Origin of the sequence: Escherichia sp. B1147 (assembly GCF_001660175.1) — a bacterium.
Lineage (GTDB): Bacteria > Pseudomonadota > Gammaproteobacteria > Enterobacterales > Enterobacteriaceae > Escherichia > Escherichia whittamii.
This window is the reverse complement of sequence record NZ_LFHY01000023.1, coordinates 18189-36487: the sequence shown is the minus strand read 5'-3', so window position 1 is coordinate 36487 and position 18299 is coordinate 18189. Positions and strand designations below refer to the sequence as shown.

At 53.8% G+C, this 18299-nt stretch carries 19 protein-coding genes and 1 riboswitch; of the genes, 11 read left to right on the top strand and 8 right to left on the bottom strand.

The genetic code is table 11. The annotated features are described in order from the left end of the window. Positions 1–527 precede the first annotated feature (527 nt). Together purH and purD are read left to right on the top strand one after the other, a co-directional pair. The gene (gene purH / locus A9180_RS20945; RefSeq protein ID WP_064530421.1) at positions 528–2117 is read left to right on the top strand and encodes a bifunctional phosphoribosylaminoimidazolecarboxamide formyltransferase/IMP cyclohydrolase; all 1590 of its coding nucleotides are present in this window, start codon (positions 528–530) and stop codon (positions 2115–2117) included. A gap of 11 nt (positions 2118–2128) precedes the next feature. Further along, positions 2129–3418 carry a phosphoribosylamine--glycine ligase gene (gene purD / locus A9180_RS20940; protein ID WP_064530420.1) on the top strand — a complete coding sequence of 430 codons (1290 nt, stop codon included), beginning with the start codon at positions 2129–2131 and terminating at the stop codon, positions 3416–3418. On the opposite strand, the gene zraR is transcribed toward purD, so the two are convergent. Further along, positions 3415–4740, bottom strand: coding sequence for a sigma-54-dependent response regulator transcription factor ZraR (gene zraR, locus A9180_RS20935; protein ID WP_064530419.1), 1326 nt, complete (start codon positions 4738–4740; stop codon positions 3415–3417). The two genes, purD and zraR, sit on opposite strands and share 4 nt — an antisense overlap. Then, positions 4737–6134: a two-component system sensor histidine kinase ZraS gene (zraS, locus tag A9180_RS20930; RefSeq protein WP_064530418.1), complete on the bottom strand. Its 1398-nt coding sequence runs from the start codon at positions 6132–6134 to the stop codon at positions 4737–4739. The genes zraR and zraS overlap by 4 nt, the downstream gene beginning before the upstream one ends. 237 nt (positions 6135–6371) lie before the next feature. On the opposite strand from zraS, the gene zraP reads away from it, so the two are divergent. Next, a complete protein-coding gene (gene zraP, locus A9180_RS20925) occupies positions 6372–6785 on the top strand; it encodes a zinc resistance sensor/chaperone ZraP (protein WP_064530417.1) in 414 nt (137 codons plus the stop codon). Between the two features lies 1 nt (position 6786). On the opposite strand, the gene A9180_RS20920 is transcribed toward zraP, so the two are convergent. The 6 genes from A9180_RS20920 to nudC form a co-directional block, all read right to left on the bottom strand. Then, entirely contained in the window at positions 6787–7482 is a 696-nt protein-coding gene (locus A9180_RS20920; protein ID WP_064530422.1) for a DUF1481 domain-containing protein, read from the bottom strand. A gap of 12 nt (positions 7483–7494) precedes the next feature. Then, on the bottom strand, positions 7495–7767 hold the full coding sequence (gene hupA, locus A9180_RS20915) for a nucleoid-associated protein HU-alpha (protein WP_001044513.1): 273 nt from the start codon (positions 7765–7767) through the stop codon (positions 7495–7497). A gap of 186 nt (positions 7768–7953) precedes the next feature. Next, a complete protein-coding gene (locus A9180_RS20910) occupies positions 7954–8544 on the bottom strand; it encodes a YjaG family protein (RefSeq protein WP_064530416.1) in 591 nt (196 codons plus the stop codon). A gap of 42 nt (positions 8545–8586) precedes the next feature. Continuing rightward, positions 8587–9258 carry a deoxyribonuclease V gene (gene nfi / locus A9180_RS20905; protein WP_064530415.1) on the bottom strand — a complete coding sequence of 224 codons (672 nt, stop codon included), beginning with the start codon at positions 9256–9258 and terminating at the stop codon, positions 8587–8589. A gap of 9 nt (positions 9259–9267) precedes the next feature. Continuing rightward, on the bottom strand, positions 9268–10332 hold the full coding sequence (hemE, locus tag A9180_RS20900; RefSeq protein WP_064530414.1) for a uroporphyrinogen decarboxylase: 1065 nt from the start codon (positions 10330–10332) through the stop codon (positions 9268–9270). A 39-nt stretch (positions 10333–10371) separates the two neighbouring features. Continuing rightward, positions 10372–11145: an NAD(+) diphosphatase gene (gene nudC / locus A9180_RS20895; protein WP_064530413.1), complete on the bottom strand. Its 774-nt coding sequence runs from the start codon at positions 11143–11145 to the stop codon at positions 10372–10374. 94 nt (positions 11146–11239) lie between these two features. On the opposite strand from nudC, the gene A9180_RS20890 reads away from it, so the two are divergent. The 8 genes from A9180_RS20890 to A9180_RS20855 all read left to right on the top strand — a co-directional run bounded on the left by A9180_RS20890 (position 11240) and on the right by A9180_RS20855 (position 18280). After that, positions 11240–11716, top strand: a complete 477-nt coding sequence (locus A9180_RS20890; RefSeq protein ID WP_064530412.1) for an Rsd/AlgQ family anti-sigma factor — start codon at positions 11240–11242, stop codon at positions 11714–11716. Between the two features lie 51 nt (positions 11717–11767). Continuing rightward, positions 11768–11868: riboswitch (TPP riboswitch) on the top strand. Positions 11869–11947: 79 nt separating this feature from the next. Next, positions 11948–13843 carry a phosphomethylpyrimidine synthase ThiC gene (thiC, locus tag A9180_RS20885; protein WP_064530411.1) on the top strand — a complete coding sequence of 632 codons (1896 nt, stop codon included), beginning with the start codon at positions 11948–11950 and terminating at the stop codon, positions 13841–13843. Further along, positions 13843–14478 carry a thiamine phosphate synthase gene (gene thiE, locus A9180_RS20880; RefSeq protein WP_064530410.1) on the top strand — a complete coding sequence of 212 codons (636 nt, stop codon included), beginning with the start codon at positions 13843–13845 and terminating at the stop codon, positions 14476–14478. The genes thiC and thiE overlap by 1 nt, the downstream gene beginning before the upstream one ends. Next, positions 14471–15226 (top strand): thiazole biosynthesis adenylyltransferase ThiF, encoded by a 756-nt coding sequence (gene thiF, locus A9180_RS20875; protein WP_064530409.1) that lies wholly within the window; start codon positions 14471–14473, stop codon positions 15224–15226. The genes thiE and thiF overlap by 8 nt, the downstream gene beginning before the upstream one ends. Next, positions 15210–15410 (top strand): sulfur carrier protein ThiS, encoded by a 201-nt coding sequence (thiS, locus tag A9180_RS20870; RefSeq protein ID WP_064530408.1) that lies wholly within the window; start codon positions 15210–15212, stop codon positions 15408–15410. The genes thiF and thiS overlap by 17 nt, the downstream gene beginning before the upstream one ends. A gap of 1 nt (position 15411) precedes the next feature. Continuing rightward, positions 15412–16182: a thiazole synthase gene (gene thiG / locus A9180_RS20865; protein ID WP_064530407.1), complete on the top strand. Its 771-nt coding sequence runs from the start codon at positions 15412–15414 to the stop codon at positions 16180–16182. Beyond that, on the top strand, positions 16179–17312 hold the full coding sequence (gene thiH / locus A9180_RS20860; protein WP_064530406.1) for a 2-iminoacetate synthase ThiH: 1134 nt from the start codon (positions 16179–16181) through the stop codon (positions 17310–17312). The genes thiG and thiH overlap by 4 nt, the downstream gene beginning before the upstream one ends. Before the next feature lie 332 nt (positions 17313–17644). Continuing rightward, the gene (locus A9180_RS20855; protein ID WP_064530405.1) at positions 17645–18280 is read left to right on the top strand and encodes a DUF4867 family protein; all 636 of its coding nucleotides are present in this window, start codon (positions 17645–17647) and stop codon (positions 18278–18280) included. Positions 18281–18299: the final 19 nt, after the last annotated feature.

Here is an 18299-nt window from a genome sequence, read left to right as displayed (position 1 = left end):
GAATCCGTATCTTCGAGTGCCCACACAGATTGTCTGATAAATTGTTAAAGAGCAGTTGCGACGCGGCTTTCAGCTCACTGTCGCGAGGTGGCGTATATTACGCTTTCCTCTTTCAGAGTCAACCCTGAATTTCAGGATTTTTCTCTTCAACCGAACCGGCTAGTTGGTGTGAAGTGATTCACATCCGCCGTGTCGATGGAGGCGCATTATAGGGAGTTCTCCTGAGGCCGCAATAGAAAAATTGCAAAAAAATGACTGACTGCTGCATTCCCCAGCAAAACCCCGCTTTATACCTTTTTACGCACAGAGTTATCCACAATCATCAGTGTTGTTTCTGAATTCCTGACCTGCTAACCACAATCAAAATAGTACTCACCATCGAAACAAAAAAATTCGCGAGCGTTGCGCAAACGTTTTCGTTACAATGCGGGCGAAAAATAAGGATGCTCCGTTAGGGGCGTTAGCTGAGTTTTTCGCGAAAAATTCAGCTAACGCTCTCTGTAATAGTCAAATCCAGGGGATTTACCATGCAACAACGTCGTCCAGTCCGCCGCGCTCTGCTCAGTGTCTCTGACAAAGCCGGTATCGTCGAATTCGCCCAGGCACTTTCCGCACGTGGTGTGGAGCTGCTGTCTACAGGGGGTACTGCCCGTCTGTTAGCAGAAAAAGGTCTGCCGGTAACCGAAGTTTCCGATTACACCGGTTTCCCGGAGATGATGGATGGACGCGTGAAGACCCTGCATCCGAAAGTTCATGGTGGCATTCTGGGCCGTCGCGGCCAGGATGATGCCATTATGGAAGAACATCAGATCCAACCTATCGATATGGTGGTCGTTAACCTGTATCCGTTCGCCCAGACCGTGGCCCGTGAAGGCTGCACGCTTGAAGATGCGGTTGAGAACATCGATATTGGCGGCCCGACGATGGTGCGCTCCGCCGCCAAGAACCATAAAGATGTCGCAATCGTCGTGAAGAGCAGCGACTACGACGCCATTATTAAAGAGATGGATGCCAACGAAGGCTCGCTGACTCTCGATACGCGTTTCGACCTCGCTATTAAAGCCTTTGAACACACCGCCGCCTATGACAGCATGATTGCCAACTACTTCGGCAGCATGGTTCCGGCGTATCACGGTGAAAGCAAAGAAGCTGCCGGTCGCTTCCCGCGTACGCTGAACCTGAACTTCATTAAGAAGCAGGATATGCGTTACGGCGAGAACAGCCACCAGCAGGCTGCCTTCTATATAGAAGAGAATGTGAAAGAAGCCTCCGTTGCCACCGCAACCCAGGTTCAGGGGAAAGCCCTCTCTTATAACAACATCGCCGATACCGATGCGGCGCTGGAGTGCGTGAAAGAGTTCGCCGAGCCAGCATGTGTGATTGTGAAGCACGCCAACCCTTGCGGTGTGGCTATCGGCAATTCCATTCTTGACGCTTACGACCGCGCGTACAAAACCGACCCAACCTCCGCATTCGGCGGCATTATTGCCTTTAACCGCGAGCTGGATGCTGAAACCGCACAGGCCATCATTTCTCGTCAGTTTGTTGAAGTGATCATTGCCCCGTCTGCCAGCGAAGAGGCGCTGAAAATCACCGCCGCCAAACAGAACGTACGCGTTCTGACCTGCGGTCAGTGGGGCGAGCGAGTTCCAGGCCTTGATTTCAAACGCGTCAACGGCGGTCTGCTGGTTCAGGATCGTGACCTGGGGATGGTCGGTGCGGAAGAACTGCGCGTCGTGACCAAACGCCAGCCGACCGAACAGGAACTGCGTGATGCACTGTTCTGCTGGAAGGTGGCGAAGTTCGTGAAATCCAACGCCATTGTCTATGCCAAAAACAATATGACCATCGGGATTGGCGCGGGCCAGATGAGCCGCGTGTACTCCGCGAAAATCGCCGGTATTAAAGCCGCCGATGAAGGTCTGGAAGTGAAAGGTTCTTCTATGGCTTCTGATGCCTTCTTCCCATTCCGCGACGGTATTGATGCCGCCGCTGCTGCGGGCGTGACCTGTGTAATCCAGCCTGGCGGTTCTATCCGTGATGACGAAGTGATTGCCGCCGCCGACGAGCACGGTATTGCGATGCTCTTCACCGATATGCGCCACTTCCGCCATTAATGGAGCGACAGATGAAAGTATTAGTCATTGGTAACGGCGGGCGCGAGCACGCGCTGGCCTGGAAAGCGGCCCAGTCGCCGCTGGTTGAAACTGTTTTTGTTGCTCCGGGTAACGCAGGCACTGCACTGGAGCCTGCACTGCAAAACGTCGCAATCGGAGTAACCGATATCCCGGCACTGCTGGACTTTGCCCAAAATGAGAAGATTGACCTGACCATCGTCGGCCCGGAAGCGCCGCTGGTGAAAGGCGTGGTCGATACCTTCCGCGCCGCCGGACTGAAAATCTTCGGCCCAACCGCAGGTGCCGCGCAACTGGAAGGGTCGAAAGCGTTTACCAAAGATTTCCTGGCACGCCACAACATCCCAACAGCGGAATACCAGAACTTCACCGAGATTGAGCCTGCGCTGGCGTATCTGCGCGAGAAAGGTGCGCCGATCGTTATCAAGGCAGACGGTCTGGCGGCGGGTAAAGGCGTAATCGTGGCGATGACGCTGGAAGAAGCCGAAGCCGCCGTTCACGATATGCTGGCGGGCAACGCCTTTGGCGACGCGGGTCATCGCATTGTTATTGAAGAGTTCCTCGACGGCGAAGAAGCGAGCTTTATCGTGATGGTTGACGGTGAACATGTGTTGCCGATGGCCACCAGTCAGGATCACAAACGCGTAGGCGATAAAGATACCGGGCCGAACACTGGCGGGATGGGCGCTTACTCTCCTGCGCCAGTGGTGACCGATGAAGTTCATCAGCGCACCATGGAACGTATCATCTGGCCAACCGTGAAAGGCATGGCGGCGGAAGGAAACACCTACACCGGTTTTCTCTATGCTGGTTTGATGATCGACAAACAGGGCAATCCGAAGGTTATTGAATTTAACTGCCGCTTTGGCGATCCGGAAACCCAGCCGATTATGCTGCGCATGAAGTCCGATCTGGTTGAGCTCTGCCTGGCTGCCTGTGAAGGCAAGCTGGACGAGAAAACATCCGAGTGGGATGAACGTGCTTCTCTCGGCGTGGTGATGGCTGCGGGTGGATATCCGGGCGATTACCGCACCGGCGATGTGATCCACGGCCTGCCGCTGGAAGAAGTGGAAGGTGGCAAAGTGTTCCACGCGGGTACGAAACTGGCGGATGACGAGCAGGTAGTGACCAGCGGCGGGCGCGTACTGTGCGTCACCGCGCTGGGTCATACCGTAGCAGAAGCGCAGAAACGCGCCTATGCCTTAATGACCGATATCCACTGGGACGACTGCTTCTGCCGGAAAGATATCGGCTGGCGCGCTATCGAACGCGAGCAGAACTAACGCGACAGTTTTGCCAATAGCGTTTTACGCGTGATCCCTAACTGACGGGCGGCTTCGGTTTTGTTACCGCCCGTTTTCTCCAGCGCCGCCAGAATCACTTCTTTTTCGACCTCCACCAGCGGCTGAATATCCTGACTTTGCGCCAGCGGGATCGGCGTGCCAGCAATCGCCAGCGGCAGCTCGCGTTCGGAAATATATTCCCCGGTCAGCAACACCACCGCCCTTTCCACCGCGTTTTCCAGTTCACGAATATTTCCCGGCCAGTCGTAGTGAATCAGCAGATCCATCGCCTGGGGCGTGAAGCCTTTTACCGCCTTGCGATTGCGTTCGGCAAACCCCTGAAGAAAATGGTTAGCCAACAGAGGAATATCTTCCCGCCGCTGACGCAGCGACGGCACTTCAATCGCCACCACGTTCAGGCGATAGTAGAGATCCTGGCGAAAACGCCCGGCATTTACCTCTGCGGCAAGATCGCGATGGGTCGCCGCAATCAGTCGGACATCAACCGAGATAGTCTGGTTGCTGCCGACACGCTGCACTTCGCGCTCCTGAATCGCACGCAGCAGACGAACCTGCATCATCGGCGAGATATCACCAATTTCATCGAGAAACAGTGTGCCGCCATCTGCCTCAACAAAGCGCCCTTCCCGCCGTTTGTCGGCTCCTGTAAACGCCCCTTTCTCATGACCGAACAATTCGGATTCCAGTAAGGATTCGTTGAGTGCCGCGCAGTTGAGCGTTACCAGCGGTTTTTCACTACGTGCGCTACTGGCGTGAATCGCTCTGGCGACCAGCTCTTTACCGGTGCCAGAATCGCCGTGGATCAGCACCGTGGCTTCCGATGGCGCGACGAGGGCGATTTCACTGAGCAGGTGTTGCATCGCCGGGCTTTTACCGACCATCCCGAACTGACTGGCAGACACCGCAGGCGTTTCAGCGTCGACACTGTGAGTATGCGCGAGCGCCTTTTCCAGCGTCACCTGCAGGTTATCGAAATCCAGCGGCTTGATGAGATAATCCAGCGCCCCGGTTTTCAACGCCTCTACCGCCGTCTCGACGCTGGAGTAAGCGGTCATAATCAGTACCGGAATCGCCGGATTTAACGCTTTGATCTCTTTGAGCGTGGCAATGCCGTCCATCTCCGCCATTCGCACATCGCAAAGCACAAGATCAAAAACCTTTTCCCGCATCTGCGCCAGCGCCTGTTGCCCGCTGTTCGCCAGCGCGACGTTATAGCCCCAGCCGCGCAGCAATGCCTGCAAGATAGTGCAGTGGCTAATGTCATCATCCACCACCAGAATATCGATATTATCGTGCGTCATCCTTGTGGGTCCTTACGCGTAATATTGACCGGAAGCCAGAGGGTGAACGTTGCACCTTTCCCCTCCTGGCTTGCGACCTGAATTGTACCACCGTGTTGTTCAACAATATTATGCACGACCGCCAGCCCCAGCCCGGTGCCGTCGGCCTTCGTGGTGAAATAAGGGGTAAAAATGGCTTCAAGCTGATCCGCTGCAATCCCCTTACCGCTGTCGGTGACGCTGATTGTCACCCCCGCGCCGCTTTCGCTGGCCGTCACGCTAATCACGCCATGCTGACCAATCGCCTGAATAGCATTGAGATAGAGATTCAACAGGACCTGGGTCAGTCGGTCCGGATCGGCCTGAATTTCCGGTAATGTGTCGTTAGCAGTAAAGCGTAACTGGATCTCCCGGCTGTTTGCATCCTGGCTTACCAGCTGTAATGAGTGGTTAATCAGAGTGTTGAGATCCACCGCCTGCAAAGCCAGATGCGTTGGCTTAACCAGTTCCAGCAGCTCACTTACCACGCGGTTTAAACGGTCGGACTCTTTCGCCATTACCTGCGCCAGTTGATGCGCTTCCCCGCCCTCTGGCACGCGTTCGGCAAAATATTTCGCCAGCCCTTTAATCGAGGAAAGCGGGTTACGGATTTCGTGGGCGACGCCTGCCGCCAGATGCCCCAGTGCCACCAGCTTCTCTTTGCGCTTCATTTCATCCTGCAACAGCTGGCGCGAGCGCAGATATCGGCGATACCAGAAGAATGACAACACGCTTGCCAGCAATACCGCCGCCAGCGCGAAGAGAATAATCAGGGTATTGCGCTTCTCCCCAATCTGGGTTGCGACCAAATCACTGGCATCAACGGCGATAAAAATGACCTGATGTGCATCTACCTGTGGCGCAGCTTCGCCGTTACAGCGCGGCATATTGTGCATACCATGCCGCCAGGGGGCTGACATTGGCTGGAACAAACGATAGACCTCAAGCGCAGGCACAGTTTCTGTTTTCTCAAGCAGTCGCCAGCGGGAGTTCTCCTCCGGCTTTAACTTCTGCATTTCATCAGGAGAATAGAGCACACGCCCAACCATTTCGGGGTCGCTATGAAGAATAATGATGCCCTGTGCATTAGTGACAGCAAACCACAACACCCCTGGCTGGCTTGCCATCTCTTCCAGAAGCGCCTGTTGCTGCACATGGTGCATTCGCATACCCATCCCTACGCGACTTCCCGACTCCAGAGCGCGAATAAGCACATTACCTTTTTCCAGTAATGCCTGGCGGTCGGCCTCGCTTGCCCGCCCATAATCGCGAATCACCGTCGCCGCAAACAATCCCACCAGCCCAACAATGACAACGGGGAGGATCGCGCTTAACCATTTGGCTAAGGAATCTTTAGAACGTTGCATAAAACGCATCTTCTTCTTTGCCTGTTCATCCCTTTTTAACAGCAGAAATCATGCCAGATTTTATCAACGGCTACCCTGCGCTGTAACACAAACGCTTGAGTTTCAATGAGTAAAAATGACTCGCTACCCACTGCAAGCGAGTCATTTTTACTCGCTTATCACGCCTGTTTGCCCGTCACATCAGCGTTTCATCGTTGGCACGAAAGATGCAATACCCAAAGTAAGACAACCACTGGAGGATTAACCATGAAACGGAACACGAAGATTGCCCTGATGATGGTGGCGCTTTCAGCAATGGCGATGGGATCGGCATTTGCCCACGGCGGACACGGTATGTGGCAGCAAAATGCAGCGCCTTTGACCAGCGAACAACAAACTGCCTGGCAAAAAATTCATAATGACTTTTACGCTCAAAGCAGCGCACTGCAACAGCAACTGGTGACGAAGCGTTATGAATACAACGCCCTGTTAGCCGCTAACCCACCGGATAGCAGCAAAATTAACGCGGTCGCCAAAGAGATGGAAACTTTGCGTCAGTCGTTAGATGGGCTACGAGTGAAACGGGATATTGCGATGGCTGAAGCGGGTATTCCACGCGGAGCCGGAATGGGCTACGGTGGTTGCGATGGTGGCGGTCATATGGGTATGGGCCACTGGTAAATCAGAACGTTTTCTCGTTAGGTTGCCAGCGACAGAAATCAGAGTTTGCCACTAACAGTAATTGAGAACCTTCGGGCGCTTCCAGCCATGCCACGCTGACATCAACAGAAGAGCGGCTCTGGCGGCGCTCGATATGCGCTATCGCCTGCGAATCTAAATCAGGTTTAATGGTTTGCCCTTCGCAGGTAGTTACAGTTTGCTCCATCGCATGCCAGCGTCCCTGACGCAACACGACTCTCCCCTGACGTAAGGCATCGCTAATCTGGCGGATTTGGTCGGCACGGTAGCGATATAAATCGATTTGGTCGTTAGAAAGCTGCTGCTTTTCCCCGTCAAACTCACGTTGCATAAAGCTCAGATCGCCGCGATCGTCAAAACGCGCACGAATGTTCACCGGAGGTTTGCTATAAACATTGATATTGATAAGCGTGAGGTTATCGCCCTGCCAGCGATACTCTCGCGTCGTGGTATCGCCATTGCGCCACGGGCTAAATACGGCAAGCAGATGCACATTATCGCCGCTGTCTTTTCGCCAGATACGTACCGCGCCCTGGTCTTCAGCAAATCCACTGGCGGTAAAGGGAGGAAGTGAAGAGTTGTGGCTACAGGCAGTGAGAAACAGCGCACCTGCCAGCATCAATGAACGACGCCAGAAAGACAAAAGGGGTGAAACCACCCCTTCGTTAAAACTGTTCACTGCCACGCAATCTTACTTAACTGCGTCTTTCAGTGCCTTGCCAGAAACAAATGCCGGTACGTTCGCAGCGGCGATTTTGATTTCTTTACCGGTCTGCGGGTTGCGGCCAGTACGCTCAGCGCGGTGGTTCACTTTGAAGGTTCCGAAACCAACCAGTTGTACAGCATCGCCTTCTTTCAGAGACTCAGTAATTGCAGCCAGAGTGGACTCCAGAGCAGCTTTAGCCTGGGTTTTGGACAGTTCTGCTTTCTCTGCAATTACATCAATCAGTTGAGTCTTGTTCATAAGTTATCCTTACAATGTGTTTATCGCTTGCTAAGCATCGAGTGCGACGGAAATGCCAGAATAGCACTCTCCTGCATACACGCACCGATAGCCACTTTTTTTCGCCCCCCAAATGTAGACCAGACGGGGGGCGAAAGGGAAGACTCCAGGTATGACAAATCAGGCGTTAAATCACGTTTTCTGGTCTTATTGCTGAAAAATTATACCAATATTGCTCTCGCCCGCCTCACGCAGGTCTGCCCTAAGCCCTTTTATCAGCTCGATGTCGCGTTCTTCGCACTCGGCTAAAAGTCGGAATATTTCCCACTGAATGTCCCATTCTTGCTCTACTGCTGGGTTTTCTTTGAGCTCTTCATCGCTCATTTCGCGACCAGCCTGAGTCATTTCCAGCATCGCAACGGTAGTGATAGAGGTCTTACTCACTTCCACCGCGTGTTCGAGCGTTTCGCCACTTAAACGCGAATGGACCAGTTCACTTAATGCCACGCAGGCATCGATTGCCGGATAAACACCGTACAGATCGAAATCGTCCGCTGAAGGAATCGCCTCTTCAAATTTCTCCAGTTGGCTGTCGAAATTCACTTTTGCGTCTTTGACCGTCAGCGTTTCCCAGATGAGATCGAGAATGCGGCGGTAAATTTGCCCATCGGCAAAACCGGTTTGCTGGCAGAACATAGCGTAATTGGGGTACATGCGTTCGCACAGACAAGCCATGAAAGTGACGTGCTGCCAGCTTTCCAGGCGTTCCAGACGCAGATGAATCGGGTTTTGTAACATGTTGAGTTCTCAAATACGGAAATTATCCGCAGTTTACCTGAATTAGGGCTGATTTGCTGTATAGCGCACGAATGCCGGACGTTCCGAGGCCACCGCGTCCGCCCAGCGCGTTGGCTCCGGCAGACGATAGCCTTTCATGCAGCGTTGTACCCACGCCAGCGCGCTATCCACGCTGACCCGATGGCCGGTCGCGATAAATAGCGGGTTACAGCGCGCTTTGCTGCGCCAGACCCAGGCCAGCTGCTCGCCTTTATCCTTCAGCGGGGCCAGCGCGCCCGGCTCGCTGGAGAGTGGTTCGAATTTACCGCATAGCCGTTTTTTCGCCACGCCAATAGTTGGCACATCCACCAGCAAACCAAAATGGCTGGCGACACCAAGACGGCGCGGATGTGAGATCCCATGACCATCGACAAACACTAAATCCGGTTTTTGCGACAGCATCTCCCACGCTGCCAGCAGCGCAGGATATTCACGGAAGGAGAGAAAACCAGGAATATAAGGCATGGTGGTGGCGATGCGGGCCACTTTATACTCCACCAGCTCAAGCGAGGGGTATTTCAACAGCACCATCGCCGCTCGCGTCACTTCGCCGCCCTGCTCAAACCCGACATCGGCTCCGGCGATCAGATCCGGCGGATCTTTATCGAGTCGATCCTCGCGGATCACAGAAGAAGCCAGTTCGATTTGTTGAGCGCGTAATGACGCGAGATCCATAACCACTCCTTACTGATGATAAGGCGCAGACAGGCGATGCACTGCCTCCACAAACACGCCAGCATGTTCTGGCGGCACATCCTGATGAATGCCGTGTCCAAGGTTAAAGACGTGGCCTTCACCGTGACCGAAACCTGCAAGTATAGACGCCACTTCTTCTTCAATGCGGGCAGGCGGTGCATACAGCATTGATGGGTCCATATTGCCCTGCAGCGCGACTTTATCACCCACGCGGCGGCGCGCATCGGCAATGTCCGTTGTCCAGTCGAGGCCCAGCGCGTCGCAGCCGGTTTCTGCCATGGCTTCCAGCCACTGTCCGCCGCCTTTGGTAAACAGCGTCACCGGCACGCGGCGACCGTCGTTCTCACGCAGTAAGCCATCAACTATTTTATGCATGTAATAGAGCGAGAACTGTTGATAATCACGCCCGGTGAGCACGCCGCCCCAGGTGTCGAAAATCATCACTGCCTGAGCACCGGCTTTAATCTGCGCGTTCAGATACAGAGTGACGCTTTTCGCCAGTTTATCGAGTAGCGCGTGCAGCGCCTGCGGCTCGGCATACATCATTTTTTTGATCACGGTGAAAGCTTTGCTGCTGCCGCCTTCCACCATGTAGGTCGCCAGCGTCCACGGACTGCCGGAAAAACCAATCAGCGGCACTTCGCCTTTCAGTTCGCGGCGAATGGTACGCACCGCGTTCATCACGTAACCCAGCTCATCTTCCGGGTCCGGTATTGGCAGTTTATCGACGTCAGCTTTGCAGGTGACTGGCGAGGTAAAACGCGGACCTTCTCCGGCTTCAAAATAGAGCCCTAACCCCATCGCGTCCGGAACGGTGAGGATATCGGAAAAGAGGATCGCCGCATCCAGCGGATAGCGACGCAGCGGTTGCAAAGTCACTTCGCACGCCAGCTCGGCGTTTTTGCAAAGCGACATAAAATCGCCCGCCTGGGCGCGGGTGGCTTTGTATTCCGGTAGATAGCGGCCCGCCTGGCGCATCATCCATACTGGAGTGACATCAACGGGCTGGCGCAACAGCGCCCGCAGATAACGATCGTTTTTAAGTTCGGTCATTTTGGCTGTTCCTTAGTGCGTCAGGCGGTCAGTGTATCATCACTCATACTCTGCCCGACACATCGCCACCGTATCTTCTATCAGACGGCGCGCCACGGTGCCGGGCGGCGGGAGTAACGGCAAATCGTCATAGCGATACCAGTTCGCCTCAAGCAATTCTTTCGGGTCAATGACGATATCGCCGCTGTCATATTCCGCCATAAACGCGGTCATTAAAGACTGAGGAAACGGCCACGGTTGGGAGGTCACATAACGCAGATTTTTGACTTTAATTCCGCTCTCTTCCATCACTTCCCGCGCGACTGCCTGCTCGAGGGTTTCGCCCACTTCAACGAATCCGGCAAGTACCGTATGGACACCGTTTCGATGGCGGGTATGCTGGGCAAGAAGGATCGAATCATCGCGACGGATGGCAACGATAATGCAGGGGGCAATTTGTGGATAGTAACGCTCACGGCAGTGACTGCACAGCATTGCCCATTCGGTTTTGCTCGGATACATCTCATGGCCGCAGTAGCCGCAATATTTATGTGAGCGGTAAAACTCCGCCAGTTGCACACCGCGCCCAGCCAGTTGAAACAGCCCAACATCCAGATCAATCACCTGACGTACCGATCCCATATCGTGACGACGCTGCTGTTGCACTAGCCAAACAGGTTCTCCCTGCCATTCGCCTATATGCAGTGCGCGCTGACCCACAAGATCGAAATTTGCCGCTTCGCCGTATGGTAATTCTCCCTTCGGCAACCATAATTTTTGTTCATGACTGACTACCCACCAGCCGTGATCTAATTTTTCAATTATACGATCCATAGCTCTTGCACTACCTTTGCATCACTGGCATGTTTAACATGGTTTTTACATTTCTCACTGAGCAGTTTTTGAATACAAACTTGCGGAGTCAATCATGCTTAACCAGCTCGATAACCTGACGGAGCACGTCAGAGGAAGTAACAAACTGGTTGATCGCTGGCTACATGTACGTAAGCATCTGCTCGTGGCTTACTACAATCTGGTTGGCATTAAGCCTGGCAAAGAATCGTACATGAGGCTGAATGAAAAAGCCCTTGATGATTTTTGCCAGAGTCTGGTCGACTACCTGTCTGCTGGACATTTCAGTATTTATGAACGCATTCTTCATAAACTAGAAGGCAACGGGCAACTCGCTCATGCCGCGAAGATTTGGCCGCAGCTGGAAGCCAACACGCAACAGATTATGGATTACTATGATTCCAGCCTGGAAACCGCCATCGATCATGATAATTACCTTGAGTTTCAACAGGTTTTATCTGACATCGGCGAGGCGCTGGAAGCACGCTTCGTACTGGAAGATAAGCTGATTCTGCTGGTGCTTGACGCCGCTCGCGTCAAACATCCTGCTTGAGTTCTGCGCTGTTAACGCGTAATTTACATTCAATGCCCCGTTTGCGGGGCTAATTTCTTGTCGGAGTGCCTTAACTGGCTGAGACCGTTCATTCGGGATCCGCGGAACCTGATCAGGCTAATACCTGCGAAGGGAACAAGAGTTAATCTGCTATCGCATCGCCTTTGCGGCGATCGTCTCTTGCTTCATCCGTCGTCTGACAAGCCACGTCCTTAACTTTTGGAATGAGCTATGTCTGCAACAAAACTGACCCGCCGCGAACAGCGCGCCCAGGCCCAACATTTTATCGACACCCTGGAAGGCACCGCCTTTCCCAACTCAAAACGCATTTACATCACCGGCACACATCCCGGCGTGCGTGTGCCAATGCGTGAGATCCAGCTTAACCCGACGCTAATTGGCGGCAGCAAAGAACAGCCGCAGTACGAAGAAAACGAAGCGATTCCGGTCTACGACACCTCCGGCCCGTATGGCGATCCGCAGATCGCCATTAACGTGCAGCAAGGGCTGGCAAAGCTGCGTCAGCCGTGGATCGAGGCGCGCGGCGATACCGAAGAACTCACCGTGCGCAGTTCCGATTACAGCAAAGCGCGGCTGGCAGATGATGGCCTCGACGAGCTGCGTTTTAGCGGCGTATTAACGCCAAAACGCGCCAAAGCAGGCCGCCGCGTCACGCAGTTGCACTACGCCCGTCAGGGCATCATCACACCGGAGATGGAATTCATCGCCATTCGCGAGAATATGGGACGCGAGCGCATTCGTAGCGAAGTTTTGCGCCACCAGCATCCTGGAATGAGCTTTGGTGCTCGCCTGCCGGAAAATATCACCGCGGAATTTGTCCGTGATGAAGTCGCTGCCGGACGTGCCATTATCCCTGCTAATATCAATCATCCGGAATCGGAGCCGATGATCATTGGTCGCAACTTCCTGGTAAAAGTTAACGCCAATATCGGCAACTCGGCGGTCACCTCTTCCATCGAAGAAGAAGTGGAAAAACTGGTGTGGTCCACGCGCTGGGGAGCGGATACGGTGATGGATCTCTCCACCGGTCGCTATATTCACGAAACCCGCGAGTGGATTTTGCGTAACAGCCCGGTGCCGATCGGTACTGTGCCGATCTACCAGGCGCTGGAGAAAGTTAACGGGATCGCTGAAGATCTTACCTGGGAAACGTTCCGCGACACACTGCTGGAACAGGCCGAGCAGGGAGTGGATTACTTCACTATCCATGCGGGCGTGCTGCTGCGCTACGTGCCGATGACCGCCAAACGTCTGACCGGTATTGTGTCGCGCGGCGGTTCGATTATGGCGAAATGGTGCCTCTCCCACCATCAGGAAAATTTCCTCTATCAACACTTCCGCGAAATTTGTGAAATCTGTGCCGCTTATGACGTTTCGCTGTCATTGGGCGACGGCCTGCGTCCCGGTTCTATTCAGGACGCCAACGATGAAGCGCAGTTTGCCGAGCTGCATACGCTGGGCGAACTGACCAAAATCGCCTGGGAATATGACGTGCAGGTGATGATTGAAGGCCCGGGGCATGTGCCGATGCAGATGATCCGCCGCAATATGACCGAGGAGTTAGAGCGCTGCCATGAAGCGCCGTTCTATACCCTCGGGCCGCTGACCACCGACATTGCGCCGGGCTATGACCACTTCACGTCAGGGATTGGCGCGGCGATGATTGGCTGGTTTGGCTGCGCGATGCTTTGTTACGTAACGCCAAAAGAGCATCTGGGTCTGCCTAATAAAGAAGATGTTAAGCAGGGGCTTATCACCTATAAGATTGCTGCCCACGCCGCCGACCTGGCGAAAGGGCATCCGGGTGCGCAAATTCGCGATAACGCCATGTCGAAAGCCCGCTTCGAATTTCGCTGGGAAGACCAGTTTAATCTGGCCCTCGACCCGTTTACCGCCCGCGCTTATCACGATGAAACCCTGCCGCAAGAATCCGGCAAAGTCGCCCATTTTTGCTCCATGTGTGGGCCGAAATTCTGCTCGATGAAAATCAGCCAGGAAGTACGTGATTACGCCGCCGCGCAAACCATTGAAGTGGGAATGGCGGATATGTCAGAGAACTTCCGCGCCAGAGGCGGGGAAATCTACCTGCGTAAGGAGGAAGCGTGATGTATCAGCCTGATTTTCCTCCCGTACCTTTTCGTTTAGGACTGTACCCGGTAGTGGACAGCGTACAGTGGATCGAACGCCTGCTGGATGCAGGCGTGCGTACTCTCCAGCTACGCATCAAAGATCAGCGCGATGAAGAGGTGGAAGCCGATGTCGTGGCGGCAATTGCGCTGGGCCGCCGCTATAACGCGCGGCTGTTTATCAACGATTACTGGCGGTTGGCGATTAAGCATCAGGCGTATGGCGTCCATTTGGGGCAGGAAGATTTGCAAGCCACCGATCTCCACGCCATCCACGCGGCAGGTCTGCGACTGGGCGTTTCGACCCATGATGATATGGAGATCGACGTCGCACTGGCAGCACGTCCTTCTTATATCGCGCTGGGACATGTGTTCCAGACGCAAACCAAACAGATGCCTTCTGCACCGCAGGGGCTGGAACAGCTGGCGCGGCACATTGAGCGTCTGGCGGATTATCCCACCGTGGCGATTGGCGGTATCAATCTGGCGCGCGCGCCTGCAGTGATGGCGACGGGTGTCGGCAGTATCGCCGTCGTCAGCGCCATTACCCAGGCAGCAGACTGGCGTGCGGCAACGGCACAGTTGCTGGAAATAGCAGGAGTTGGCGATGAATGACCGTGATTTTATGCGTTATAGCCGCCAAATTCTGCTCGATGATATTGCCATTGAAGGGCAGCAAAAACTGCTCGACAGCCAGGTGCTGATTATCGGTCTTGGCGGGCTGGGTACGCCCGCTGCGCTGTACCTGGCGGGCGCTGGCGTCGGGACGCTGGTACTGGCAGATGACGACGATGTGCATTTAAGTAATCTGCAACGACAAATCCTCTTTACCACTGAAGATATCGATCGCCCGAAATCGCAGGTCAGCCAACAGCGACTGACACAGTTGAATCCCGACATTCAACTGACGGCACTACAACAACGGTTAACGGGTGAGGCGTTAAAAGATGCAGTAGCACGGGCTGATGTGGTGCTCGACTGTACCGACAATATGGCGACTCGCCAGGAGATTAATGCCGCCTGCGTGGCGCTCAACACGCCGCTTATCACCGCCAGCGCAGTCGGATTTGGCGGTCAGTTGATGGTGCTGACACCGCCCTGGGAGCAGGGCTGTTATCGCTGCCTGTGGCCAGATAACCAGGAGCCAGAACGCAACTGCCGCACGGCTGGCGTGGTTGGCCCGGTGGTCGGCGTCATGGGGACGTTGCAGGCACTGGAAGCAATTAAGTTATTGAGCGGTATAGAGACGCCTGCGGGAGAACTCCGGCTGTTCGACGGTAAATCGAGCCAGTGGCGCAGCCTGGCGTTGCGCCGCGCCACAGAATGCCCGGTATGTGGAGGATGCAATGCAGATCCTGTTTAACGATCAACCGATGCAATGCGCCGCCGGACAAACTGTTCACGAACTGCTGGAGCAACTCGGTCAACAACAAGCGGGCGCAGCACTGGCGATTAATCAGCAAATCGTTCCACGCGAGCAATGGGCGCAACATATCGTGCAGGATGGCGACCAGATCCTGCTTTTTCAGGTTATTGCAGGGGGTTGAGATGTTACGTATTGCGGACAAAACGTTTGATTCACATCTTTTTACCGGTACCGGGAAATTCGCCTCTTCACAACTGATGGTGGAGGCGATCCGTGCTTCCGGCAGCCAGCTGGTGACGCTGGCGATGAAACGCGTCGACTTGCGCCAACACAATGACGATATCCTCGCCCCGCTTATCGCGGCGGGTGTAACACTGTTGCCGAATACTTCCGGGGCGAAAACAGCGGAAGAAGCTATCTTCGCCGCTCATCTGGCGCGCGAAGCGTTAGGCACACACTGGCTGAAATTAGAGATTCACCCGGACGCACGCTGGCTGTTGCCCGATCCCATCGAAACATTGAACGCCGCAGAAACACTGGTGCAACAGGGATTCGTCGTGCTGCCTTACTGCGGTGCCGATCCGGTATTGTGCAAACGTCTGGAAGAAGTGGGCTGTGCCGCGGTGATGCCGCTCGGCGCACCGATTGGCTCGAATCAGGGGCTGGAAACCCGTGCCATGCTGGAGATTATTATCCAGCAAGCTACGGTTCCGGTGGTCGTTGATGCTGGCATCGGCGTTCCCAGCCATGCCGCGCAGGCGCTGGAAATGGGCGCCGACGCCGTGTTGGTCAATACGGCGATTGCCGTCGCGGACGATCCCGTCAATATGGCGAGGGCGTTCCGTCTGGCGGTAGAAGCGGGCCTGCTGGCACGTCAGTCCGGGCCGGGCAGTCGCAGTCATTTTGCTCATGCCACCAGCCCACTGACCGGATTTCTGGAGGCATCGTCATGAAAACCTTCAGCGATCGCTGGCGACAACTGGACTGGGAAGACATCCGCCTGCGTATCAACAGCAAAACCGCTGCTGACGTAGAGCGAGCGCTAAATGCCTCGCAACTCACCCGCGACGACATGATGGCGCTACTGTCACCCGCCGCCAGCGCATATCTGGAACCGCTGGCCCAACGGGCGCAGCGTCTGACCCGCCAGCGATTTGGCAACACCGTCAGCTTCTACGTCCCGCTTTATCTTTCTAATCTTTGCGCTAATGACTGCACTTACTGCGGATTTTCCATGAGCAACCGCATCAAGCGCAAAACGCTGGATGAAACGGATATCGCCAGGGAAAGCGCCGCTATACGGGAGATGGGCTTTGAACATCTACTGTTAGTCACCGGTGAACATCAGGCGAAAGTGGGGATGGATTACTTTCGTCGTCATCTCCCTACCCTGCGTGAGCAGTTCTCTTCGCTACAGATGGAAGTGCAACCGCTGGCGGAGGCGGAATATGCCGAGTTAAAGCAGCTTGGTCTGGACGGGGTGATGGTTTATCAGGAGACGTATCACCAAGCGACATATGCCCGTCATCATCTGAAAGGTCAAAAACAGGACTTCTTCTGGCGGCTGGAAACGCCGGACCGGCTGGGCCGCGCGGGGATTGATAAGATAGGCCTCGGCGCGCTGATCGGTCTTTCTGACAACTGGCGCGTTGACTGCTATATGGTTGCCGAACATTTGCTATGGCTACAACAGCATTACTGGCAAAGCCGTTACTCTGTCTCCTTCCCACGCCTGCGCCCGTGTACTGGCGGGATTGAGCCAGCGTCAATTATGGATGAACGCCAGTTAGTGCAAACCATCTGCGCCTTCCGTCTGCTTGCGCCGGAAATTGAACTCTCACTCTCCACGCGGGAATCACCGTGGTTTCGCGATCGCGTTATTCCGCTGGCGATCAATAATGTCAGCGCCTTTTCGAAAACACAACCAGGTGGTTATGCCGACGATCACCCTGAGCTGGAGCAGTTCTCACCGCACGACGATCGCAGACCTGAAGCGGTTGCTGCCGCGTTAACCGCTCAGGGTTTGCAGCCGGTATGGAAAGACTGGGACAGCTATCTGGGACGTGCCTCGCAAAGGCTATGAGACAAAATGTAAGGACGTAAATTTATTCCGAGCCGCTACGGAAGATGAAAAACGCAAGGTTGTTGAAAGCGTTGCGTTTTTTTATGGTAGTGCCGTCAGCAGGAATGTTGTCCAGGGCGAAAAGCTTCTTCCTCGTTTCGCCCTGCCTTTCTTAAAATAACGTCTCAGCACGCTATTTCATTATTTCCCGCAAAAACATCCATTAATATTGCAATTGTTTTAACACAGAAGATACAAGGCTTTAATTGCAAAGCAAGATCACCGTCAAAAAAAGAGTGTGCAATATCAGGATATAATAATATTAACTTTACCAAAAATATGGCCCGGACATCATGACAGTTTACATAAAAAAGACGTTATCAATTCATAGTGATGAATTTCACCCATACGGAAACGTAATTTCTGCAATAAATGTAGATCCATTGCTTAAATACCTTAAAGATGAAATTTCTGTACCTGAGGATCAGGTGGCATATGTCAGAAGTGATGATCGCTTAAACCAATACCCCGCCGTGAGCGACATTCAGCGCCAAATCTACGGTGAAATGCCTGTTCAGACTGGGTATGTTTGTGGGGTAAATACCACCCAGGATGGCTTTGAATATCACCAGGGGAGTGAAATCATTATCGCTGCCAGCGATTTTTTCCTGTTTTTAGGTAAACGAGAGTTGATGCACGGGGATACATTTAATGGTGAACTTGCTCAACCATTTTTCATTCCGGAAAAATCGGTGATTGAACTTTATAGTACAACGCTACATTACTGCCCCATTAGTATAAATGCACAACCTTTTAGCGCAGCGATTATTCTTCTTGATGGAACTAATAAAGATATAGACGGCGAAAATAACCCCGCAATGTTGAGCAAGCGAAATACTTGGTTTATCGCCCATGAAAGTTTCACGGAGCATCCTTGCCCATTTTTAAAAGGACCACATCTTTGCGTTAATGACATTATTCATGGGTGAAAAAGGCGAAGATTTCTCT